Below are 20,726 nucleotides of genomic sequence, written 5' to 3'. Positions count from 1 at the left end.
CTCACGCCGCCTGCTCCAGGGCCAGCAGCGCGAGCTTGGCGGCGGCGCCGCCGCGGTACTGGCCGCTGGTGCCGTCGCTGCGCACGACCCGGTGGCACGGGACCACCAGGGGCACGGGGTTCCGGGCGCAGGCGGTGCCCACCGCCCGCACCGCACCGGGGCTGCCGGCGGCGCGGGCCACCTCGGCGTAGCTCTCGGTGCGGCCGTAGGCGATGGCCGCCAGGTGCTCGAGCACGGTGCGGCGGAACCCGGAGGCCAGCTGCAGGTCGACCGGCACGTCGAAGCGGTGGCGGGTGCCGGCGAAGTACTCGTCGAGCTCGCGGGCCACCTCGTCGGTGCGGGGAGCCGAGCGCAGGATGCGAGGGCTGACCGCACCGGCCAGCTCCTCCAGCACCGCGTCGTGGTCCTCCACCTCGAAGGCCACCCGCACCAGGCCGTGGTCGGTGGCGGCGAGCAGCAGCTCGCCGATGGGGCTGTCGACGGTGCGGTAGGCCACGTCGAGCAGGCCGTCGCGCTCGGCCCGGCGGGCCAGCAGGTCGTGGAGGCGGGCCGCCTCGGCGGCGTCGGGCGCCGGGAAGGCGGCCTCCAGGCCGGCCTGCACGTCCCGATCGGGGGTCTCGTTCGTCGTCGTCATCGCGTCGTTCCTCTCGCATAGGTCACCCGCAGGGCCTTGATGCCGTCGGCGGCGCTGCGCCGGGCCGCGGCCTCGTTGCTCTCCAGCAGCTCGCCGATCGCCGCGTACGACAGGTCGGCCAGGTAGCGGTACGTGACCGCCGCCCGCTGCTTCGGTGGCAGGGCGGCGAGCGCCGCCCCCAGGTCACCGTCGGGTGGGGTGGGGATGCCGTCGGCCGAGGCGGCCTCCGGCAGGTCGTCGGTGGGCCGCGGCGCCCGGTCCCGGGCACGCAGCACGTCGATGGCCTTGTTGTGGGCGATCGTCACCAGCCAGCCCTTCACGTCGCTGTCCGGCCGCAGGCGGGGGTACGCCCGCAGCGCGGCCAGGAACGTGTCGGACCAGGCGTCGTCGGCCTCGCTCGGCCCGAGCAGCGCGCGCAGACCCGCATCACCACCGGCCCGTGCTCGGCCACGACCTCCTCGAACGGTTCCATGCTCACGTGTAGTCAACGCCGTGCGGGCCTCCAGCGTGAGGTCGCCGGCCGGATCGCTCCCGCTACCCGGCGAGGTCGGGGCGCGGGGAGGGCGACCAGCCGATGAGGCGCTCGACCATGCCCGCCGCCGCCAGCGCCGTGCGGTCGCCGAGGTAGGGGCCGATCACCTGGACGGCGATCGGCAGCCCGCCGACCGTGCTGGCCACCGGGAGCACCACCGCCGGCGCCTTGCCGACGGTGGCGATCGACGACCAGCGGCTCAGGTGGTCGTACGGCTCGTCGCGACCGTCGACCTCGAACCACCGGTCCTCGACCGGGCGCTCGGTGTCGTGCAGGATCGCCGGCACCGGCGTCGCCGGGCAGATGATCACGTCGTGGTCCTCGAAGCGGGCGGCCAGCTCCACCTGGAGCGCCTGGCGGGCGGCCTCGTCGGCCTTCCACCCCTGGTGGGCCAGCGGCGACGGGTCGGCGGGGTCGGCCGGTGTGTTGCCGGTGATCTCTCCCTGCGTCACGGCGTCGAACACGTCGACGAAGCGCTGGAGGCCACCGGGCACCTTCTCGACGGTGACCGTGGCGCTGGCCCCGTCGAGCGCTTGGGCCACGCGGTCGACGGCGGCCAGCACGTCGTCGGACACGGGGCAGGCAGCGTCGTCCCACCACACCAGGGCCCGGAGGTTGCGCGGGTCGGTGGCCCGGGGCGGCGGGAGGTGGAGGCGCCAGGCCACCGCGTCCTCCGGCTCGGCTCCGGCCAGGACGTCGAGGGCCAGGACGAGGTCGTCGACGCAGCGGCCGATGGGCCCGGCCACCGACACGTCGACCGTCGGAAGGTCGCCGGCACCCTCGGGCACGTGGCCCCGCTTCGACACGATCCCGTGCGACGGCTTGAGCCCGGCCACGCCACACCACGCCGCGGGGATGCGGATGGAGCCCGACAGGTCGCTGCCCAGCGCCAGGGGCACCAGGCCGGCGGCGACCGCCGCCGCGCTCCCGCCCGACGAGCCGCCCGCCGATCGAGCGGCGTCCCACGGGTTGTCGGTGCGGCCGACGAGCGGGTTGTGGGTCTGGATGTCCCCGCAGAGCACCGGCGTCGAGGTCAGGCCGACGATGACCGCGCCGGCCCGCCGCAGCGCCGCCACCGCTGGCGCGTCGGCCGCGCCGATGGCGTCCTTGCGCTCGGCCACGCCGGCGGTGGTGGGCAGGCCCTCCACCAGGAACGAGTCCTTCACCGTGACGGGCAGGCCGTGCAGCGGACCGAGGCGGCGGCGGGCCGCGAACGCCTCGTCGGCCGCCTGGGCCTGGCGGCGAGCACCCACGGCGTCGACCGTGACGAACGCGTGCAGCGAGGGGTCGAGGGCGGCGATGCGAGCCAGCACCTGCTCCACCATCTCGCTGCTGCTGACCGAGCCCGTGCGCAGCAGGGCCACCAGGGCCGACGCCGTGGCCGCCGACGTGCCTCCGATGGGGATCACGCCGGCACCGCCGCCGGGTCGGCGGGCTCGACGGCCTTGGCGGTCACCTGGTTCTCGTACGGCCGGATCGGTGCGTACCGCGGGCCCTCGGGGCCCTCGCAGGCCGCGATGGGCGCCACCACCCAGTCCACCGCCGGCTGCTGGAACAGGACGATCGTGCTGCGCCGGTGCCCGGCCGGGGGGAGGTCGACGAAGTGGGGCGTGGCCCGGTAGCGGCCGTTGGTCCAGCGCTCGAGCAGCTGGCCCAGGTTCACCACCAGCGCGTCCTCCCGGGTGGGGACGCTCAGCAGCGAGCCGTCGAGCGCCCGCACGCGCAGCCCGTCGTAGGTGCCGCGCTGGTGCAGCAGGGTGATCGCGCCGGAGTCGGTGTGCTCGCCGAGCACCACCGGGTCCGGGCCGCCGCCGTGGTAGGTCCGGCCGGTGAGGTCGCACACGTCGGCGGCGAACGCCGGCACGAAGTGGTCCGGCGCCAAGTCGAGCGAGCGGGCCAGCAGCGCCATGAGCAGCGCCGCCACCTCCCGCTCGGCGGCCATCAGCGCGGTGGTCGCGGCGCGGAAGCCCGCCACCTCCGGCCACGGGAACGGATCGAAGAAGTCGAGCAGCTCGGAGGGCACGCCGCGGGCAGCGGCCTCCTCGGACGACGCCACGTCGGCGATGCCGTAGACCTCGACGAAGCGCGAGCCCGGCCGGCGGTAGCCACGGAACGGCGAGGGGGTCCGCCACGCCTCCTTCGCCTCGTCGGGCTGCGCCCACAGGTCCTCGTAGGCCTGGTGGGCGGCGGCGATCACGTCCGGGGCGATGCCGTGGCCCACCACCTGGAAGAAGCCGACGTCCTCGCAGGCCCGTCGCAGCTCGTCGACCACGGTCGCCGTCCCCGAGGCGTCGCCGCCGGCCCGGGCCGGGGCGAGGTCCACGACGGGGATGGCGGTCACGCCCCGCAACGTAGGCACCGCAGCCCCGGGGGCCAACGGCACCCCCCGAGATGTAACCCGCTGGTCACACGGGAGGCGACGTCGGTCACCCGATCCGGGACGGCCTCCGGCGTCAGCGAGTCAGCGGGCGTTGCCACGCTTGTGGCGGCGGTCCGCCTCGGCCGGCTGCTGGCCGGCGAAGGCGTCGTGGGCGGCCATCGGCGCCGCGGCCCGGACGGCGCCCGCAGGCGCAGCCGCTACCGCGGCTCGCGCCGGGGACCCGCGGCCCTGCACCTGGGGGACCGGTGCAGCGATGCCTGGTCGGCCGCTGAGGACGCCGCCCGGGCGGCCGAGGCAGCCCGCCCCCCGTCGAAGGTGGTCGTCGGGTCGTCACCTGCGGTCCGAGCCCGTCGAGCCACCGACGAAGGTCCGCTGGCGCTCGACCTGCTGGACTGAGTCGGCATGACCCTCCCGGCGGCCGCTCCCCCCACCCGTCCCCGGCGCTCGGAGCCCCCGGCCGCGCCCGCCCATCGGACGCCGATGCCCTCCCCCGCTCTGCGCATCGCCTTGCGGACCGCCTTCGCGGTCGCCCTCGTCGCGGTGGTCGCCAGCTTCGGCCTCGTCGTCGGACCGCCCGCCCCGCCGGCATCGGCCAGCTGCGCCGGCCCATCCGTGGAGGTGACGCCGACGCGCGTCGATCGCGGCGACCTGGTCACCATCACCGGCGAGGCGTGGGGCACCGACTGCTACGACACCGGCGGGCGGCCGAAGGGCCAGGGCGTGCTCGGCGTGCCGGCCACCGAGATCGTGGTGTCGTTCCGCCAGGCCGACCGCGACGTCGTGGTGGCCAAGGGCGACGCCGACCGCCGCTACCGCTTCCGCGTCCGGGTGCGGGTGCCGGGCGACGTGCTGCCCGGCACCCTCGACGTCGTCGCCTCGGCCCGCACCGGTCCCGACCGCTACGAGGTCACCGCGCCCGAGCCGCTCCACCTCTCCCAGGCCGCGGTCCCCGACCGCCCCGCCAAGCCCGTGCCCTTCGGCCCCCGGGCCGAGGGCGGCCAGCAGACCCCGGTCTCCACCGCCCCCGCCGGCGGTTCGACCGACCCCGGCGCGTCCGCCACGACGGGGAGCGACGACGACCCGCCCTACCTCTTCATCGGCGCCACCGTGGTCGTCGCCCTGGTCCTGGCCGTCGGCTCCCTCCGCACCCTCCGCCGCATCCGCCGCCGCGACCCCCTCACCTGACCCCCGGTCGTCGGTGGCGAACTGCCGTCACCAAGGGTCGCCCACCGACCCGGAGCGACCGGGATCCCTCGTCACCGGCCGCCGGACCGGACGAACCCCACCAGGCCACCCCACCCAGCCTCCGTCGCGGGTTCCCACCGGCGCCCGCATCGCGGCGCACGGTCCCTGAGCCCGAGCACCCCGCCGACGGCCGACCAGCTCAGGGCATCGCCGCTACCCCGACCGCGACCGGCCGGGCGGCCGGGGTCAGGCGGTGGCGCCGAAGCGCTCGACGCGGATCTGCTCGGTGGGGGTGCCGGCGGCGAGGAGGAGGTCGGTGGCGGCGTCGGCGAAGCCGTTGGAGCCGCAGACGTAGACCGTCGTGCCGGCCCCGACGGCGGGGAGGTCGGCGGCGGAGAGGCGGCCGGCGGGTCGGGCGCTGCCCGGCGGGGCGACGCGGGTGTGGACGACGGTCACCGCCGGCGAGGGCGGCGCGTCGGGGCCGACGAGCTCGGCGGCGTAGTAGAGCTCGGCCGGCGTCCGCACCGAGACCACCACCTGCAGCAGGTCGGCCCGGCCGAGGGCACGGGCGTGGCGGACCATGGCCATCAGCGGCACCAGGCCGGACCCGCCGCCCACCAGCAGCGCCGGCTCGCCACCACGCCAGACGAACCACCCGCCGATGGGGCCGCGGACCTCGAGCTCGTCGCCGACCTCCAGCGCGTCGTGCAGGAAGCCCGACACCTCCCCGTCGGGCAGCCGCTCGACGGTGAGCTCGATCTCGCCCGATGCCTCGGGCGCCGAGGCCACCGAGTACGAGCGCTGGGCTCGGTAGCCGTCGGGAGCGGTGAGGCGGACGACGTAGTGCTGGCCGGGTAGGTGGGCGACCGGGTTCGGGAGGGCGAGCCGGAAGGTCTTCGCGTTCGGCGCCTCCTGGGTGATGGCGACCACCCGGGCCTGCTGCCACGGTCCCGGCGTGGGGGCCGGCGCAGCAGCGAAGCGGGGATCAGTCACCCTGGTACCGCTGCTCGAGCCACGGGTCGCCACGGTCGTGGTAGCCGTTCTGCTCCCAGAAGCCGGCCTCGTCGTGATCGAGCAGCCGGAGGGCCGAGGCCCACTTGGCGCTCTTCCAGAAGTACAGGTGCGGCACCAGCAGCCGCGCCGGGCCGCCGTGCTCGCGGGCCAGCGGCTGGCCGTCGAACTCCCAGGTGAGCCACGCCTTGCCCCCGGTGACGTCGGCCAGGGGCAGGTTGGTGGTGTAGCCGGTGTGGCACTCCACCAGGACGTGGGTGGCCGACGGCTGTGCCCCGCCGGCGGCGGCCAGCAGGGTGTCGACCGAGACGCCGGCGAAGGAGACGCCGAGCTTCGACCAGGTGGTGACGCAGTGGATGTCGCCCTCGTAGGTCGACGGCGGGAGCGCCTGGACCTCGTCCCACGTCCACGTGGTGCGCTGGCCCACCAGGCCCTTCATGGCGAAGGTCCAGTCGGCGGTGTCGATGGACGGGGTGGCCTCGGCGGTGAGCACCGGCCAGCCCGAACCGGTGTCGTACTGGCCCGGAGGGAGCCGGGGGTCGCGCTCGCGGCTGCGGCCGAAGAACCCTTTGGTCACGTCCATGCGGCCGATCCTCGCGCATCCCCGATGTGGATGGCAGGGGCCCGCCGACCTTCTGGCGGACGTGCCGCGGGGTAGACCGGGGCCGGCCGCAAACGGCCGTCAGACAAGTGTTTGGAGCACGCCATGAAGACGTACCGGAAGATCGCCGCCCTGGCCGTCGTGGCCGCGCTGGGCCTCGCCGCCTGCGGCAGCAGCGACAGCGGTGGCAGCAGCGACGGCGCCAAGGCCGACAAGACCACCACCACCGCCGCCAAGATGTCCGACGACACCATGGCCGACAGTGGCAGCAGCTCGGGCAGCTCCGATGCCAAGGAGACCGACAAGGTCGACATCAAGGACTTCGCCTTCGACTCGGCCACCATCAAGGTCAAGGTCGGCGACACCGTCACGTGGACCAACTCCGACACCACGGCCCACACGGCCACCAGCGACGACGGCGTCGACCCCAAGTTCGACACCGGCACCATCGAGGCCGGCAAGACCGGCACGGTCACCTTCGACAAGGCCGGCACGTTCAAGTACCACTGCGACTTCCACGGCAACATGCACGGCACGGTGGTCGTCGAGTAGCTGCGCCGAGCGGGTCGCTCGCCGGCCTGCGCAGGCGAACGCGGCGCCGAGGCCATCCCCCCGGAAGGCCCCGGCGCCGCAGCCCGTCACGATACGACATGGCGGGCTCGCGGGCCTACACCCGTAGATGGGCCCTGACCGGGATCAGCGGGCGTCGGGCTACCGAGCCACGCCGCGCAGCAGCGACGCCACCAGCGCGTCGAACTGGGCGTCGAGGTCCTCGACGAACCCGATGCCGCGCAGCTCAAGCGAGACCGCGCCGTGCAGGGCGCTCCAGAGCTGCTGGGCCACCGACACCGCGTCGCCCGGCGCGAGCACGCCAGCGTCCATGGCGGCCACCACCAGCTCGCGCAGCCCGCCGAACGCGGCGCCGGCGTGGGCGAGGGCGTCCTCGGACGGGGCGAAGTCGGGCACGGCCCGGTCGAACATCACCGTGTAGAAGCCGGGGTGCTCCCGGGCGAGCTCGCGGTAGCGGTGGGCGGCCACCACGATCGCCTCGCGGGGATCCTCTCGAGGCAGCTCCGCGAACGCCGCGCTGAGGGCGTCGAAGCCCCGCACGAACACCGCCTCCACCACGCCCTGCTTGCCGTGGAAGTGGTTGTAGACGCCCTGCGGGGACACGCCGGCCTCGGCAGCCACCCGGCGCACGGTGAGGGCGTCGGTCCCGTCGGCCTCGATGACGCGGACCGCTGCTTCCACCAGCGAGCCGGCGACCTCGTCGCTCGGGGTGCGCGTGCGGGGGCCCATCGCCCCGACCGTACCGGTCGATGGTCACACCGGAGCGAAATCAGTGGAACAATGTTCCACAGTGTGGTGTTGTGGCAGCCATGGACACGCCGAACCTCCCCCACCCGAAGCGCTGGGCCATCCTGCCGGTGCTCTGCTTGAGCCTCTTCCTGGTCGTCGTCGACAACACGATCGTCAACGTGGCCCTGCCCACCATCAGCCGCACGCTGGGTGCCACCACCACCCAGCTCCAGTGGATCGTCGACGCCTACAGCCTCGTGTTCGCCGGGCTGCTGCTGGCGTTCGGCAGCCTGGGCGACCGCTTCGGGCGCAAGGGCGCCCTCCAGCTGGGCCTCGCCCTGTTCGCCCTGTGCTCCACGGTCGCCGCGTTCGTCGGCTCGGCCGACGCCCTGATCGCCGCCCGGGCCACCATGGGCATCGGCGCCGCTCTGGTGTTCCCGGCCACGCTCGCCATCCTCACCAACGTGTTCACCGAACCCGTCGAACGGGCCAAGGCCATCGGCATCTGGTCGGCCGTGTCCGGCCTGGCCGTGGCGCTCGGCCCCCTCACCGGCGGCTTCCTGCTCGAGCACTTCTGGTGGGGCTCGATCTTCCTGGTGAACCTGCCCGTCGTGGCCGTCGCCCTCGTCCTGGGCCAGCGCCTCCTGCCCACCATGAAGGACCCCGACGCCGGCCGCCTCGACCCGGTGGGCGTGGTGCTGTCGAGCGCCGCGGTCGTGCTGCTCGTCTACACGATCATCGAGGCGCCGAAGCACGGCTGGACCGAGCTGTGGACCCTCCGGGGCTTCGTCGTGGCCATCGCCCTGTTCGCCGGCTTCGTGACCTGGGAGCTGCGCAGCACCCACCCCATGCTCGACGTGCGGGTGTTCCGCAACCCCCGCTTCAGCGCTGCGAGCCTGGCCGTGTCCATCGCCTTCTTCTCGCTGTTCGGCTTCATCTTCCTGATCACGCAGTACTTCCAGTTCGTCCTCGGCTACTCGACGCTCTCCGCCGGCCTGCACACGCTCCCCTTCGCCTTCGCCGCAGCCCTGGGGGCCCCGCTCGCAGCGGCGCTCTCGGTGCGGATCGGCACCAAGCGCATGGTGGCCGCCGGCCTGGCCAGCATGTGCGTCGGGTTCGTCTGGGCATCGACGCTCACGGCGGGCTCGTCCTACTGGGGCTCCATCGTGTTCTCGATGATGTTCATCGGGGCCGGCCTGACCATGACCACGGCACCGTCCACCGCCGCCATCCTCGGCTCGCTCCCGCCGAACAAGGCCGGCGTCGGCTCGGCCATGAACGACACCACCCGCGAGCTCGGCGGCACCCTCGGCGTGGCCGTGGTGGGCTCGGTGTTCAGCTCGCTCTACGGCCCGAAGCTGGTCGACGGGCTGCGCGGCCTGCCCGTGCCGGCCCAGGCCCTCGACGCCGCCCGCAGCTCGGTGCAGGCCGCTGCCGCGGTGGCCGACCGTGCGCCCAGCCCCGCCGCCAAGCAGGTGGTGCTCGACGCCGCCCGCACCGCGTTCGTCGACGGCATGCACGGCGGCGCCCGCGTCTGCGCCGTCGCCTCCCTGGTGGGCGTCGCCGTCGCCCTCGCCTTCCTCCCGGCCCGCGCCCCCGAGCCCCTCGTCGACCTCACCGCCGACCCCGGCCCCGACCCCGTGGCCGACCCCTCCCCCGTCCTCCCCTGAAGCCCCGCCCCCACGAGCCCGACACCCAACCCCCATCGAACTTGTGGGCCCACACCGCCGAGGACGGCGCTCTCCGCCCACAAGTTGCGTTGGACGGCGAGACAGGCCCCCCCCACCCGACCCAACCCCCATCGAACTTGTGGGCCCACACCGCCGAGGACGGCGGCCTCAGCCCACAAGTTGCGTTGGACGGCGAGACAGGCCACCCCCACCCACCCGATCCAACCCCCATCGAACTTGTGGGCCCACACCGCCGAGGACGGCGGCCTCAGCCCACAAGTTGCGCCGGCAGGGGGGGGTGACGGGCTGAAGCCGGGGCGACAGGTGGTGTTCACGGGGAGGCCGACGGGAAGCGGCACACCGGCAACGCGGCTCCCGTAGGTTCGCCCCGAGCGACCCAGGGGGTACCGCATGGCGGTGCAGCACGAACCGAGCGACGCCAGCTCCACGCTGATGGACCCGCTCCGCCCGCACGTCATCGTGCTGTTCGGGGCCACCGGCGACCTCTCCCGCCGCAAGCTGCTGCCGGGCCTGCTCCACCTGTCCCGGGCGGGGCTGGTGCCCGACTGCCGGATCGTGGCGTCGTCGCTCGACGACCTGGACGACGACGGGTTCCGCGCCTTCGCCCGCACCGCGTGCGACGAGTTCGGGCGCGGCCACATCACCGACGCCGAGTGGGCCGCCTTCTCGGCCAAGCTCCGCTACGTGAGCCAGGGCGCCGGGGCGCCCCGCCTGGCCGAGGTGGTGGGCGAGGCCGAGGCGTCGCTCACCGGCCAGAGCCGCCGCCTGCACTACCTCAGCGTGCCGCCCAAGGCCGCCCGTGCCGTGGTGCAGATGCTGGGCGAGGCCGGCCTCGTCGAGCGGAGCCGCATCATCATGGAGAAGCCCTTCGGCATCGACCTCGAGTCGTCGAAGGCGCTCAACGCCGCGGTGCACGAGGTGTTCGCCGAGCACCAGGTCTTCCGCATCGACCACTTCCTCGGCAAGGAGGCGGCGCAGAACATCCTGGCGTTCCGCTTCGCCAACGGCCTGTTCGAGCCCATCTGGAACCGCAACCACATCGACCACGTGCAGATCGACGTGCCCGAGACCCTGGGCCTCGACGCCCGGGCCGGCTTCTACGAGAGCACCGGCGCCTACCGGGACATGGTGGTCACGCACCTGTTCCAGGTCCTGGCCTTCATGGCCATGGAGCCGCCCACCACGCTCGACCCGCAGGCCATCAGCGAGGAGAAGAACAAGGTCTTCCGCTCGATGCTGCCGATCACGCCGGCGAACGTGGTCCGCGGCCAGTACCTGGGCTACCGGGAGCTGCCCGGCGTGTCGCCGGACTCCGAGACCGAGACCTTCGTGGCGCTCAAGTGCGAGATCGACAACTGGCGCTGGGCCGGCGTCCCGTTCTTCCTCCGCACCGGCAAGCGCCTGGCCGAGGGAGCCCGCATCATCTCCATCGCCTTCCGCGAGCCGCCCAAGAGCATGTTCCCGCCGGGCTCGGGCGTGGGCGCCCAGGGGCCCGACCACCTCACGTTCGACCTGGCCGACGCGCCGAAGCTGTCGCTGTCGTTCTACGGCAAGCGCCCCGGCCCGGGCATGCGGCTCGACAAGCTCAGCCTCCAGTTCGCCCTCCACGAGACCGGCCGCGCCGGCGACGTGCTCGAGGCCTACGAGCGGCTCATCTACGACGCCATGAGCGGCGACCACACCCTGTTCACCACCGCCGAGGGCATCGAGCGCCTCTGGGAGCTCTCCACCCCGCTGCTCACCGACCCACCCCCGGTCCGCCCCTACGCCCCCGGCTCCTGGGGCCCCAACGCCATCCACCAGGTCATCGCCCCCAACACCTGGCGCCTCCCCTTCGAACGTGCCTGGCGCGACAAGTAGCCGCCCGCCCCCGTCGCCTCGCCCGTCGCACCCCCACCCCTGCGAACCTTGGGTGCCACAGGCACGCGCCCGGGCGTGGGACCCAAAGTTCGACAAGGGGCCGACGACCCGATGGGACCTTGGGTCCCAGAGGCACGCGCGTGGGCGTGGGACCCGAAGTTCGATTGGGGGCGGGCGGTCCGGCCGGGCGGTCCGGTCAGGCGAGGGGCCCCCCTGCGACCGGGCGGGCGTTCTCGCACCGCCGGGGCGGGGTCAGGCGGCCGAGGTGGGCGGGGTGGGCGGGAGGCCGAAGGCGGGGAAGAGGGACCAGCCGAACGTGGTGATCTCGGCGATGGCGCCGTCGCGGATGCGGAGGACGTCGAGCTTGAACGGGACCCAGTCGGTGCTGCCGTGGCGGCGGAGGTAGCTGGCCGCCGCCGGCTGGCGGTTCGCCCACGTCGGCACCAACCGCCACTCGCCCTCGGACTCGGGGCCGTAGGCCCGTTCGAGCAGGGGGGGCGAAGCCGTCGAGGCCCTCGAAGACCATCGGGTACGGCGGCATGGTGATGCGGATGTCGGCCGTGGCCAGTGCCACCGAGGCCTCGGCGTCGCCGCGTTGGTGGGCGTCGATGAAGCGGGCCAGCACCTCGCGGTCCGCCTCCGACGGCTCGGCGGTGGTCCACTCGCTGCGGCTCCGGGGCAGCTCCTGCTGGAGCGTGGCTCGGGCCCGCTGGAGGGCGCTGTTGGCCGCCGGCACCGTCGTCTCCAGCGCGTCGGCGGTCTCGGCCGCCGTCCACCCCAGCACGTCGCGCAGGATCAGGGCGGCGCGCTGGCGGGCGGGCAGCACCTGGAGGGCGGCGAGGTAGGCCAGCTCGATGGTCTCCCGGGCGACGGCCACCTCGTCGGGCTCGTCGTCGGTGGACGCCACCACCTCGTCGAGCAGTCGGTCCGGGTACGGCTGGAGCCAGCCCACCTCGGCGTAGGAGCCGTGGGCCGCCACCCGGCGCCGCTTCTTGCGCAGCACGTCGAGGCAGGCGTTGGTGGCGATGCGGTACAGCCACGCCCGCAGGTGCGGCCCGCCGTCGAAGGCGTCCCGCTTGCGCCAGGCCCGCAGGAACACCTCCTGGACGGTGTCCTCGGCCTCCTCGAAGTTGCCGAGCATCCGGTAGCAGTGGACGTGGAGCTCGCGGTGGTGGCGGCCGACCACCCGGGCCCAGGCCCGCTCGTCGCCGGCGACCGCTGCTGCCACGTCGTCGACCTCCGACGGGCGACGTCGCTCGGCTCGGCCCATCGCTCGGCTCCTCGGGGTGCGGCCCCCGGATCCAGCGCCCGGGTGGCGCCCATGATGGCCGAGCGATCGCCCGGGGAACGGCTGGTCGGGGCGCTGGAGGTCCATGGCGGTGCAACGTCGCGACGGCGGTGGGCTCATCGCGCCGCCGGTGATCAGCGCGCCGGCCGGCCCCGCTTGGCCGCCGCCTTGATCTCGGCCCCGGCCCTCTGCACGTCCCGCTTGGCCTTGGCGGCCTCCTGCTGCACCTCGCGCTTGGCCCGCTGGACCTCTCGCTGCACGTCGCGCTGGGCCTGTTGGCGCGCCCGGCGGTCGGCGGCGTAGCCGGCGTACCCGCCCTGGCGGTGGCGGCCGTCGACCTCGGCCCGGTGGGCCTGGACCTCGAGGGCGACGTCGCGCCACGCGATGCGGGCCGTGCGGATGGCGGCCAGCACCTGCTTGCGGGCGTCGTTGGCGGCCTCGCCCGCCACCTGCAGCTGCTGGCGAGACGTGGTGCCCTGGACCGCCACGTTGAACGACCACAGCCCCGTGTCGATCAGCCGAGCAGCCCGGCGGAGGCGGTCGGTCATCTGGGCCACCACGTCGGCCGCCGTCCCCGAGGAGTCCGACACCGCCCGCAGGGCCTGGAACTGGATGTTCCAGAGGCCGATGATGGCGACCGCGGCGATCTGGGGCTCCGGGTCCTGCGGGTCGACGCCCGCCCGCTCGGCCAGGGACTCGGCCGCCACCTGCACCAGGCGGTCCATCATGTCGCGCTGCGCGGCGCGCAGCGACGGCGTGCTCTCGAGGACCTCGATGAAGCGGCGCACGCCCTCGAACGCCTCCGGCCCGGCGTCGAGCCAGAGGGCGAAGGTGCGCTCGAGGTCGGCTTCGAGCTCGGCCACCAGGTTGTCGATGGGCGACCCGGGCGGGGCGTCGGGGCCGAGCGCTCGCCGCACCGAGGCGATCATCTCGTCCTCCCGGTCGAGCAGCAGCGACTCCTTGTTGGGGAAGTAGTTGAAGACCGTCTTCTCGGAGACCCCGCACGCGGCGGCGACGTCGGCCACCCGCACCTCGTCGAAGCCGTGCTCGAGGAACAGGTCGGTGGCGGTGTCGGAGATCTGCTGGCGGAGGAGGCGCTTCTTCCGCTCCCGCAACCCCTCGCCGGGGATCGAGACCTCTTGGGTCTTCCGCCACGAGTCACGGAAGGACGACCACCCCTGGAGCGCACGGTCCTCTTCGGCCATGGGCCCACCGTAGCGCAGCAGATCCGAGATTTGCTGTTGCAGTACTTTTACACTCGCTGTAAGTTTCTAGCCGCCGAAAGGATTTCCCATGACCCCGCACCCCACTGCCACCCCCGACCTCGCCGTCACCACCGACGGCCTCACCAAGCGGTTCGGCGACTTCACCGCCGTCGACCACATCGACCTCGAGGTCCGAGCCGGGACCGTCGTCTCGCTGCTCGGCCCCAACGGCGCCGGCAAGACCACCACGGTCCGCATGCTCGCCACCCTCACCGCCCCCACCAGCGGCACCGCCACCGTGCTGGGCCACGACGTCGCCACCGACGGCGACGCCGTCCGGAGCCTCATCTCGCTCACCGGCCAGTTCGCCGCCCTCGAGGACAACCTCACCGGCCGCGAGAACCTGGTGCTGATGGCCCGGCTCCGGGGCTACCGCCGACCGGCGGCGCTCCGGGTGGCCGACGCCCTCATCGACCGGTTCGACATCGGCGAGTTCCGCGACAAGCTGGTCAAGGACGTGTCCGGCGGCCAGCGCCGCCGGGTCGACCTGGCCGCCAGCCTGGTCACGCCGCCCAAGCTGCTGGTGCTCGACGAGCCCACCACGGGGCTCGACCCGCGCAGCCGCCAGGTGGTGTGGGCCACCATCAACGAGCTGGTGGCCGAGGGCGTGACCCTCCTGCTGACCACGCAGTACCTCGACGAGGCCGACGCCCTGGCCGATCACATCGTGCTCATCGACCACGGCCAGGCCGTGGCGTCGGGGACGCCCAGCGACCTCAAGGCCCGCATCGGCGACCTGCGGGTCGACGTGGTGACCGTCGACGCCGCCGACGTCGGTGCCCTCGTGACCGCCCTCGCCCCCACGTTCGACGTGACCGTGGCCCCCACCGGCCGCATGGTCTCGATCCCCGCCCCCGAGGAAGCCGCCGACCTCGCTCGCGTGGCCACCGCCGTGCGGGCCTCGGGCATCGCCGTCGACGAGGTGGCCCTGCGCCGCCCCACCCTCGACGACGCCTTCCTCGCCCTCACCGGCCAACCCGCCACCGACCCCGACGCCGACCCCACCGGGTCGACCCCTTCCCTGGAGCTCGCATCGTGACCGCCACCCTCGCCCCCACCCACCCCACCGACCCCGGCTCGGGCGGCACGCTCGCCGAGCCGCTGCCGCCCCGCCCCGGCGCCTTCGCCCGCTACGTGCGCGAGACCGCCCTGCTCGTGGGCCGCAGCCTGCGCACCATCCCCCGCGTGCCCGAGCGGCTCAGCGACGTCACCATCCAGCCGATCATCTTCACGCTGCTGTTCCTGTACGTGTTCGGCTCGGCCATCCACATCCCGGGCATGCGGTACCAGGACTACCTGCTCCCCGGCCTGATCGGCCAGAGCCTGGCGTTCGGCATCATCGGCGCCGGCGTCGCCACCGCCAACGACTTCAGCACCGGTGTGGTCGATCGCTTCCGGTCGCTGCCGGTCAACCCGCTGTCGGTGATCTCGGCCCAGGTGATCGGCCAGATCCTCGAGCAGGTCCTGGGCCTGGTGATCGTGCTCAGCATCGGCCTGGCCCTCGGCTGGCGCCCGGACCTGGACCTCGGCGGCGCTGCGGCCCTCGCCGGCCTCGTGCTCCTGGGGCTGTTCGCCTTCACCTGGTTCGGCGTCCTGCTCGGCATGCTCATCGGCAACGCCGACGCCATGCAGGGCATCGGCTTCGCCGTGGTCTTCCCGCTGTCGTTCCTCGCCGGCACGTTCGTGCCGATCGCCGGCATGAAGGCGGTCCCCCGCGCCATCGGCGAGTGGGACCCGCTCGCCGCCTTCGTGGCCGGCGTCCGCGAGCTCTGCACCGGCGTGGGCGCCCACGGCTCCTGGCAGCTCGAGCACCCCATCCCGGCCATGGTCGGGTGGTGCGCGCTGATCATCGCCGTCTGCGTGCCCCTCGCCCTCCGCCGCTTCCGCCGCGCCGACTGAACCGTCGCCCGACAGCCGGGCCCGCCCTCTGGTACCAGGCCGCCCACCCCACCGCGGGGTGGGCGGCCTCGCCCCGGGGGGCGTTCAGCGATCGGTCCAGAGGAACACGTTGGGGTGGAAGCGGCCGTCGCCGGACGGCAGGTCGGAGGCCGAGGAGCAGAACGCCAGGGTCCGCCCGTCCGTCGTGAACGACGGGTTCACCACGGGCTGGTTCGCCGACACGATGGTGCGGGAGCTGCCCGACGAGCGCTCGATCAGCACCAGCTTCCCGGCCCCCGAGTCGTAGTCGGTGTTGCTGTAGGCGATGCGGGAGCCGTCGCCGCTGATGGCCGCTCCCCCGATGGCCCGCGGGTAGCCGATGGTGGTCAGCCGTGCACTGGCGCCGGTGGACCGGTCCCAGAGGTAGATCTGCGGCGCGCCGCCGGCCGAACCGGGGTTCGCCTTCCCGTAGACCACCCAGCGGCCGTCGCCGGAGACGGCGCTCTGCGTGGTCTCGGCGCGGGACTCGAACACGTTGAGCAGGTTCCACGAGGCGCTGCCGAGCGAGTCCCGCACGGTGAGCTGCCGCCCCTCGGACAGGGAGCGGGTGACGAAGCTGACGTAGCGACCGTCGGCCGAGAGCGAGGCCCGCGCATAGGTGACCTCGGAGGTCGCGGCCGGGCTGATCTGCTTGCGCGAGCCCGATGCGACGTCGGCCTTCCAGATCACCCCGCCCGCGGCGTAGGCCAGCTTCTTGCCGTCGGCGCTGATCACGAGGCCGGTGACGTCTGCTCCCGACGGCGTGACCTGGGTGCGGGTGCCGGTCGAGCGGCGGTACAGGTAGCCGCGGCCCTCGGAGCGATCACCGATCCGCACGTCGATCACCAACGCCATCCGCTCGCCGTCGTGCGACAGCGAGCCGCCGGTGGTGGCGCCGGAGCCGTTGCCGGCCACGACCTTCGAGGCGCTGCCGTCGGCCCGGCGGAGCACGGTCTGCTGCACCGACGTGCGACCGGTGGGGTCGCTCGTGGTGGAGAAGGCGACGTACCGGCCGTCGGCCGAGAGCGTGTCGGTGAAGCACCGGTTGTCCTCGAGCCCGTTGCTGGTGAGCCGGGTGATCCGATCACAGCCCACCAGCACCAGGCACACCACGCAGGCCAGGGCGATGCCCTTGTGTCGAGTCGCCATCTCGGATCCTTCCGCCACCGCCCGCGCCTCGTGCGCCGACGTATCGGACGGGACGCTACCCGGAGGCCTCGCCGCTAGTTGCCGTCGGCGGCGGCGGCGATGGCGGCGAGGTCGATCTTGACCATGCCGAGCATGGCCCGCATGGCCCGCTCGGCTCGGGCCGGGTCGGGGTCGTTGAGGTACGCCTCCATGCCGGCGGGGGCTACCTGCCAGGACAGGCCGTACTTGTCCTTCAGCCACCCGCACTGGACCTCTTCGCCGCCGTCGGCGGTCAGCGCCGCCCAGTAGCGGTCGACCTCGGCCTGGTCGGCGCAGTTCACCTCCAGCGACACCGCCTCGGTGAACGGGAACATCGGGCCACCGTTGATGGCGGTGTACGGCTGGCCATCGAGCTCGAACCCGACGCTCAGGACCGTGCCCTCCGGACCGGGGCCGGCGGGGCCGTAGTGGGTGACGCCGGTGATCTTCGAGCTCGGGAAGATCGACACGTAGAACTCGGCGGCCGCCTCGGCCTCGGTGTCGAACCAGAGGTTGGGCGTGATGGTGGGCATGGCGGGCTCCTGCGTGCTCGATGGTCGGTCTGCGGGCACCCCATCAGACGTCGCCAGCCCGGCGGACTCATCGCGGGGCCACCTCGGGCCGCTGCCGCTCAGTCGGTGGCGGCCACCCGGGCGATGGTGGAGAACGAGCAGTAGTAGACGTCGCGGTCCCAGCCGACGGCGGGGAACAGGACCGACTGGACGGGGCTGCCCACGTCGACCCGGAGGCGCTCGTCGCCGGTCTCGATGTCGAGGACCACCAGCTCGTCGACCATGCGGGTGGCGTCGTGGTCGGCGGTCACCAGCTCGCCGGTGTCGGGGAACAGCAGCAGGTGGGCGGCGTGGTCCTGGTGGCGGCGCCAGCGCTTCACCAGGGAGCCGTCCTCCTCGATGTCGAACGCAGCCAGGATGCCGTTGCCGCTGTCGAAGCCCACGGCGATCCAGCGCCGCTCGTCGATGAGCGGCGGGTTGGCCACGACGCCGCCGGGCAGCCCGCAGACCTCGGTGAGGGTCGCAGCCCCGGTCTCGAGGTCGACCCGCACGAGGTGCAGCGGCGCCTCGTTGACGCCCTGGCCCCGGAAGGTGCCCACGTAGCGCTCGCTGCCGAAGCCGTCGTCGAGGAACCACGCCGCGCCGAGCGCGACCACGGCGTCCCAGCCGTAGGTCTGGCCCTCGACCGAGCGGTAGGTGCCGCGGAAGTCGGGGTCGACCACCAGGTCGTGGCCGTCCCAGCGGGCGCGGAACAGCGCGTGGGTGCCCACCACGTACACCGTGTGGCCGTCGGCCGAGAGGCGGGCGATCGAGGCCTCGGGGAAGGTGGCCCGGGCCCGGATCGACAGGTCCTCGGGGTCGAGCACGAGGAGCTCGGTGGGCTGGTAGGCGTGGGCCTCCGGGTCGGCCCCGGGCAGCACGCCGCCGAAGTCCTTGGTGGCCAGGCACCCGTCGGGGAGGATCACGAAGCTGTTGTAGGGCTTGGCCTGCGGCAGCTCCTGGCGGGCCAGCACCTCGAGCGTGGCGCTGAGCCGGTGGGCGTGGTTGCCGAAGACGACGTACAGCGAGCCGTTGGCGTGGGCGGCCAGGCCGCCGGGCCAGGTGGGGCCGGCGGGCAGGTCCACCGAGCGGGCCAGCACCTCCAGCGTCTCGGGGTGCAGCTGCTCCACCCAGGCCGTCGAGTCCGGTCCGGCGGTGTGGCGCAGGGCGAACACCTCGCCGGGATCGCGGAGCACGACCATGGTGGCGGCGATGGCCTCGCGGGCGGTGACCGTCACCGCGTCGGCGGAGAACCGCGGGCCGGGGGTGCCGGCGGGGCGCTGGAGCCGGGCTGGGCCGCCGTCCTCCCCCGGCCAGGGGCTGGGCCAGTAGCCGGTGGTCACACCGGAGCCTCGACGTCGGGTCGAGGGCTGCGCATGGCGGGCTGGTGGTCCCACAGGTCGGCCAGCAGGTCGCGCTGGATGCCGGCCACCGCCGGGTCGCCCCAGCGGTTCACCCGCTGGAGCGGGTCGTCGGCCAGGTCGTAGAGCTCGCCCTCGGTGCCGTCGTGGACGTAGCCCGGCTGGTAGGCCGTGCACACCCAGCCGTCCCGCGTGATGGTCCGCAGGTGCACGGCCACGCCGAACAGCTCGCTGTCCCACTCGGTGAGCACCCGTTCGAACCCGCGCGTGGCGGCGTCGCCGTCGTCGGCCGGCAGGGCCTGGCCCTCCATCCAGCTGGCCGGCTCGATGCCGGCGATCTCGCAGAACGTGGGTGCCAGGTCCACGAGGCCCACGGGGTGGGTCACCACCGCCGGGGTGGCCGCCGCCGAGGGGGCGGGGCGCCACACGAGCGGCAGCCGCATCAGCCCGTCGACGTGGTAGGGCCCCTTGAACAGCAGGCCGAAGTCGCCCTGCAGCTCGCCGTGGTCGGTGGTGAAGATCACGTCGACGTCGTCGGTCCAGCCCCGGGCGGCCACGGCCTGGAGCACCCGGCCCAGCGCCTCGTCGATCAGCTCGCACTCCACCGCGTTGCGGGCGTTCACCTCGCGCACCTGGGCGTCGGTCAGCGTGGCCGGCACCCACTCCTTCGGCGCCTCGTAGTTCGCCACGAGGTCGCCGTCGTACCACTGGCGCCAGTGGCGGGGCTTGGCGTCGAGCAGCCGCTCGCGCTCGGCGCGGTCGCTGGGGTAGCCGGCGGGGAGCGGCACCTCGGCGGGGTCCACCCGGTGCAGCTCCGACGCCGGCGGGTCCCACGGGTGGTGGGGGTCGGGGAAGCTCATCCAGCAGAACCAGTCGTCCTCGACCGCCAGCGAGTCGAGCCAGGCGATCGTCCGATCGGCCACCCAGTCGGTGTGGTACCAGTCCCGGGGGATGGGGTTGTCGTGCACCTGGGGCGCGCCGCTGGCGCCCCCGCCCTCGGCGTTGACGTTGAAGGCCGCGTCGATGGTTCGGTAGAACATCCCGATCGCCTCGGGGTGGTGCTGCTGGAGCCAGCGGGCGTAGTGGAGCATGCCGGCGGCGCCGTGGGTGGCGAACTCCAGGTGGTCGAAGCCGCGGTGCGGGCCGATCCGCCCGTCGGCCCACGGGTTGTCGGCGGTGGGGCTCCCCGAGCCCGACAGCCGGTTCTCGGTGAAGCGGCCGAACGGGTCCATGAACGGTTCGAAGTGCGCCTTGCCCACCAGCGCGGTGCGGTAGCCGTGGTCGTGCAGGCGGGCGGCCACCGAGGGCGCGTCCACCGGCAGCGGCACGCCGTTCATCCACACGCCGTGGGTGCTGGGGTGCTGGCCGGTGAGCATGGTGGAGCGGCTCGGCATGCACACCACCGACTGGGGCACGGCCCGCTCGTAGCGGATGCCCTGGGCGGCCAGCGCGTCCACCACCGGGGTGCGGGCGAGGGTCCCGCCGTTGCAGCCGAGCGTGTCGTAGCGCTGCTGGTCGGTGGTGACGAACAGGATCTTGCGGCCCATCAGGCCTCCCCTCCGTTGGGTGCGGCTGCGGGTGCGGGCGCCTCGAGCTGGCGGCGCAGCTCGTGCAGGGCGTTGCCGCACGCCCCGCCGATGATGAGGGCCACCGGGTCCGGCGTGGCGTCGGTGGCGTAGGCCACCAGGCTGGTGCCGTCGCCCAGGTCGAACACGTCGATGGTGCCCAGGTGGCTGGCGACGATCGGGGCGGTGAGCCGGTACTGGAACCGCCGGGCCAGGGCGTCGTTGGTGAGGATCTCCTCGGGCATGGGGATGCCGATGCCGGTGGTGATCACCCGGGTGGAGCCGTCGACCTGGGCGTCGACGATCCCCGGGAACCAGCTGGGCAGGTCGGCCGGGTCGCCGATGCGGGCCCACACCTCCTCGGCCGGTCGGGCGATGCGCAGCGAGCGGCGCACCGACGCCATCAGCGCCCGCTCCTG

Annotated in this window: 19 protein-coding genes and 1 pseudogene; 6 read left to right on the top strand and 14 right to left on the bottom strand. The window is 73.8% G+C overall.

The window, feature by feature from the left end:
• Nucleotide 1 precedes the first annotated feature (1 nt).
• The 4 genes and pseudogenes from KSP35_RS20810 to KSP35_RS20795 all read right to left on the bottom strand — a co-directional run bounded on the left by KSP35_RS20810 (nt 2) and on the right by KSP35_RS20795 (nt 3,507).
• Nucleotides 2-634 carry a methylated-DNA--[protein]-cysteine S-methyltransferase gene (locus KSP35_RS20810; protein ID WP_216997683.1) on the bottom strand — a complete coding sequence of 211 codons (633 nt, stop codon included), beginning with the start codon at nt 632-634 and terminating at the stop codon, nt 2-4.
• A pseudogene (locus KSP35_RS20805) lies at nt 631-1,112 on the bottom strand (RNA polymerase sigma factor). Before KSP35_RS20805 ends, KSP35_RS20810 begins: the two are co-directional and overlap by 4 nt.
• A 56-nt stretch (nt 1,113-1,168) precedes the next feature.
• Complete coding sequence (locus tag KSP35_RS20800) at nt 1,169-2,575, bottom strand: amidase family protein (protein WP_216997681.1); 1,407 nt, start codon at nt 2,573-2,575, stop codon at nt 1,169-1,171.
• Nucleotides 2,572-3,507 carry a 2-oxoglutarate and iron-dependent oxygenase domain-containing protein gene (locus tag KSP35_RS20795; RefSeq protein ID WP_216997680.1) on the bottom strand — a complete coding sequence of 312 codons (936 nt, stop codon included), beginning with the start codon at nt 3,505-3,507 and terminating at the stop codon, nt 2,572-2,574. Before KSP35_RS20795 ends, KSP35_RS20800 begins: the two co-directional genes overlap by 4 nt.
• A 519-nt stretch (nt 3,508-4,026) precedes the next feature.
• Here KSP35_RS20795 and KSP35_RS20790 point away from each other — a divergent pair.
• Complete coding sequence (locus tag KSP35_RS20790; protein WP_216997679.1) at nt 4,027-4,731, top strand: hypothetical protein; 705 nt, start codon at nt 4,027-4,029, stop codon at nt 4,729-4,731.
• Nucleotides 4,732-4,977: 246 nt separating this feature from the next.
• Here the strand turns inward: KSP35_RS20790 and KSP35_RS20785 are convergent, their stop codons facing one another.
• Complete coding sequence (locus KSP35_RS20785) at nt 4,978-5,724, bottom strand: ferredoxin reductase (protein WP_216997678.1); 747 nt, start codon at nt 5,722-5,724, stop codon at nt 4,978-4,980.
• On the bottom strand, nt 5,717-6,325 hold the full coding sequence (locus KSP35_RS20780) for a sulfite oxidase-like oxidoreductase (RefSeq protein ID WP_216997677.1): 609 nt from the start codon (nt 6,323-6,325) through the stop codon (nt 5,717-5,719). The genes KSP35_RS20785 and KSP35_RS20780 overlap by 8 nt, the downstream gene beginning before the upstream one ends.
• 123 nt (nt 6,326-6,448) lie before the next feature.
• On the opposite strand from KSP35_RS20780, the gene KSP35_RS20775 reads away from it, so the two are divergent.
• Nucleotides 6,449-6,895, top strand: coding sequence for a cupredoxin domain-containing protein (locus KSP35_RS20775; RefSeq protein ID WP_216997676.1), 447 nt, complete (start codon nt 6,449-6,451; stop codon nt 6,893-6,895).
• Between the two features lie 159 nt (nt 6,896-7,054).
• Here KSP35_RS20775 and KSP35_RS20770 read toward each other — a convergent pair whose 3' ends face one another.
• Nucleotides 7,055-7,642, bottom strand: a complete 588-nt coding sequence (locus KSP35_RS20770) for a TetR/AcrR family transcriptional regulator (RefSeq protein ID WP_216997675.1) — start codon at nt 7,640-7,642, stop codon at nt 7,055-7,057.
• Between the two features lie 80 nt (nt 7,643-7,722).
• On the opposite strand from KSP35_RS20770, the gene KSP35_RS20765 reads away from it, so the two are divergent.
• Nucleotides 7,723-9,312, top strand: a complete 1,590-nt coding sequence (locus KSP35_RS20765; protein WP_216997674.1) for a DHA2 family efflux MFS transporter permease subunit — start codon at nt 7,723-7,725, stop codon at nt 9,310-9,312.
• 411 nt (nt 9,313-9,723) lie between these two features.
• Nucleotides 9,724-11,193, top strand: coding sequence for a glucose-6-phosphate dehydrogenase (gene zwf / locus KSP35_RS20760; RefSeq protein WP_216997673.1), 1,470 nt, complete (start codon nt 9,724-9,726; stop codon nt 11,191-11,193).
• 196 nt (nt 11,194-11,389) lie between these two features.
• Here the strand turns inward: zwf and KSP35_RS20755 are convergent, their stop codons facing one another.
• Both KSP35_RS20755 and KSP35_RS20750 read right to left on the bottom strand, forming a co-directional pair.
• Entirely contained in the window at nt 11,390-12,463 is a 1,074-nt protein-coding gene (locus KSP35_RS20755; protein ID WP_216997672.1) for an RNA polymerase subunit sigma-70, read from the bottom strand.
• A 152-nt stretch (nt 12,464-12,615) separates the two neighbouring features.
• Nucleotides 12,616-13,686, bottom strand: a complete 1,071-nt coding sequence (locus KSP35_RS20750) for a TetR/AcrR family transcriptional regulator (RefSeq protein WP_216997671.1) — start codon at nt 13,684-13,686, stop codon at nt 12,616-12,618.
• A gap of 88 nt (nt 13,687-13,774) precedes the next feature.
• On the opposite strand from KSP35_RS20750, the gene KSP35_RS20745 reads away from it, so the two are divergent.
• On the top strand, nt 13,775-14,785 hold the full coding sequence (locus KSP35_RS20745) for an ATP-binding cassette domain-containing protein (protein WP_216997670.1): 1,011 nt from the start codon (nt 13,775-13,777) through the stop codon (nt 14,783-14,785).
• Complete coding sequence (locus KSP35_RS20740) at nt 14,782-15,645, top strand: ABC transporter permease (protein ID WP_216997669.1); 864 nt, start codon at nt 14,782-14,784, stop codon at nt 15,643-15,645. The genes KSP35_RS20745 and KSP35_RS20740 overlap by 4 nt, the downstream gene beginning before the upstream one ends.
• An 84-nt stretch (nt 15,646-15,729) precedes the next feature.
• Here the strand turns inward: KSP35_RS20740 and KSP35_RS20735 are convergent, their stop codons facing one another.
• The 5 genes from KSP35_RS20735 to KSP35_RS20715 all read right to left on the bottom strand — a co-directional run bounded on the left by KSP35_RS20735 (nt 15,730) and on the right by KSP35_RS20715 (nt 20,711).
• Nucleotides 15,730-16,812 carry a hypothetical protein gene (locus KSP35_RS20735; RefSeq protein ID WP_216997668.1) on the bottom strand — a complete coding sequence of 361 codons (1,083 nt, stop codon included), beginning with the start codon at nt 16,810-16,812 and terminating at the stop codon, nt 15,730-15,732.
• A gap of 74 nt (nt 16,813-16,886) precedes the next feature.
• Nucleotides 16,887-17,363 (bottom strand): VOC family protein, encoded by a 477-nt coding sequence (locus KSP35_RS20730; protein ID WP_216997667.1) that lies wholly within the window; start codon nt 17,361-17,363, stop codon nt 16,887-16,889.
• Between the two features lie 98 nt (nt 17,364-17,461).
• Nucleotides 17,462-18,724 carry a hypothetical protein gene (locus KSP35_RS20725; protein WP_216997666.1) on the bottom strand — a complete coding sequence of 421 codons (1,263 nt, stop codon included), beginning with the start codon at nt 18,722-18,724 and terminating at the stop codon, nt 17,462-17,464.
• Nucleotides 18,721-20,289, bottom strand: a complete 1,569-nt coding sequence (locus KSP35_RS20720) for a sulfatase (RefSeq protein ID WP_216997665.1) — start codon at nt 20,287-20,289, stop codon at nt 18,721-18,723. Before KSP35_RS20720 ends, KSP35_RS20725 begins: the two co-directional genes overlap by 4 nt.
• On the bottom strand, nt 20,289-20,711 hold the full coding sequence (locus KSP35_RS20715; protein WP_216997664.1) for an SRPBCC family protein: 423 nt from the start codon (nt 20,709-20,711) through the stop codon (nt 20,289-20,291). The genes KSP35_RS20720 and KSP35_RS20715 overlap by 1 nt, the downstream gene beginning before the upstream one ends.
• Nucleotides 20,712-20,726: the final 15 nt, after the last annotated feature.

This window comes from Aquihabitans sp. G128 (assembly GCF_019048865.1).
Taxonomy (GTDB): Bacteria; Actinomycetota; Acidimicrobiia; order Acidimicrobiales; family Iamiaceae; genus Aquihabitans.
This window is presented reverse-complemented; position numbering and strand designations above follow the sequence as displayed.

What these genes read in the sequence shown, in the direction of transcription:
- KSP35_RS20780 (WP_216997677.1), bottom strand. Translation starts at nt 6,325, where the DNA reads ATGGACGTGACCAAAGGGTTCTTCGGCCGCAGCCGCGAGCGCGACCCC.
- KSP35_RS20720 (WP_216997665.1), bottom strand. Translation starts at nt 20,289, where the DNA reads ATGGGCCGCAAGATCCTGTTCGTCACCACCGACCAGCAGCGCTACGAC.
- KSP35_RS20770 (WP_216997675.1), bottom strand. Translation starts at nt 7,642, where the DNA reads ATGGGCCCCCGCACGCGCACCCCGAGCGACGAGGTCGCCGGCTCGCTG.
- zwf (WP_216997673.1), top strand. Translation starts at nt 9,724, where the DNA reads ATGGCGGTGCAGCACGAACCGAGCGACGCCAGCTCCACGCTGATGGAC.
- KSP35_RS20735 (WP_216997668.1), bottom strand. Translation starts at nt 16,812, where the DNA reads ATGGCGACTCGACACAAGGGCATCGCCCTGGCCTGCGTGGTGTGCCTG.
- KSP35_RS20750 (WP_216997671.1), bottom strand. Translation starts at nt 13,686, where the DNA reads ATGGCCGAAGAGGACCGTGCGCTCCAGGGGTGGTCGTCCTTCCGTGAC.
- KSP35_RS20745 (WP_216997670.1), top strand. Translation starts at nt 13,775, where the DNA reads ATGACCCCGCACCCCACTGCCACCCCCGACCTCGCCGTCACCACCGAC.
- KSP35_RS20730 (WP_216997667.1), bottom strand. Translation starts at nt 17,363, where the DNA reads ATGCCCACCATCACGCCCAACCTCTGGTTCGACACCGAGGCCGAGGCG.
- KSP35_RS20755 (WP_216997672.1), bottom strand. Translation starts at nt 12,463, where the DNA reads ATGGGCCGAGCCGAGCGACGTCGCCCGTCGGAGGTCGACGACGTGGCA.
- KSP35_RS20765 (WP_216997674.1), top strand. Translation starts at nt 7,723, where the DNA reads ATGGACACGCCGAACCTCCCCCACCCGAAGCGCTGGGCCATCCTGCCG.
- KSP35_RS20790 (WP_216997679.1), top strand. Translation starts at nt 4,027, where the DNA reads ATGCCCTCCCCCGCTCTGCGCATCGCCTTGCGGACCGCCTTCGCGGTC.
- KSP35_RS20810 (WP_216997683.1), bottom strand. Translation starts at nt 634, where the DNA reads ATGACGACGACGAACGAGACCCCCGATCGGGACGTGCAGGCCGGCCTG.
- KSP35_RS20775 (WP_216997676.1), top strand. Translation starts at nt 6,449, where the DNA reads ATGAAGACGTACCGGAAGATCGCCGCCCTGGCCGTCGTGGCCGCGCTG.
- KSP35_RS20715 (WP_216997664.1), bottom strand. Translation starts at nt 20,711, where the DNA reads ATGGCGTCGGTGCGCCGCTCGCTGCGCATCGCCCGACCGGCCGAGGAG.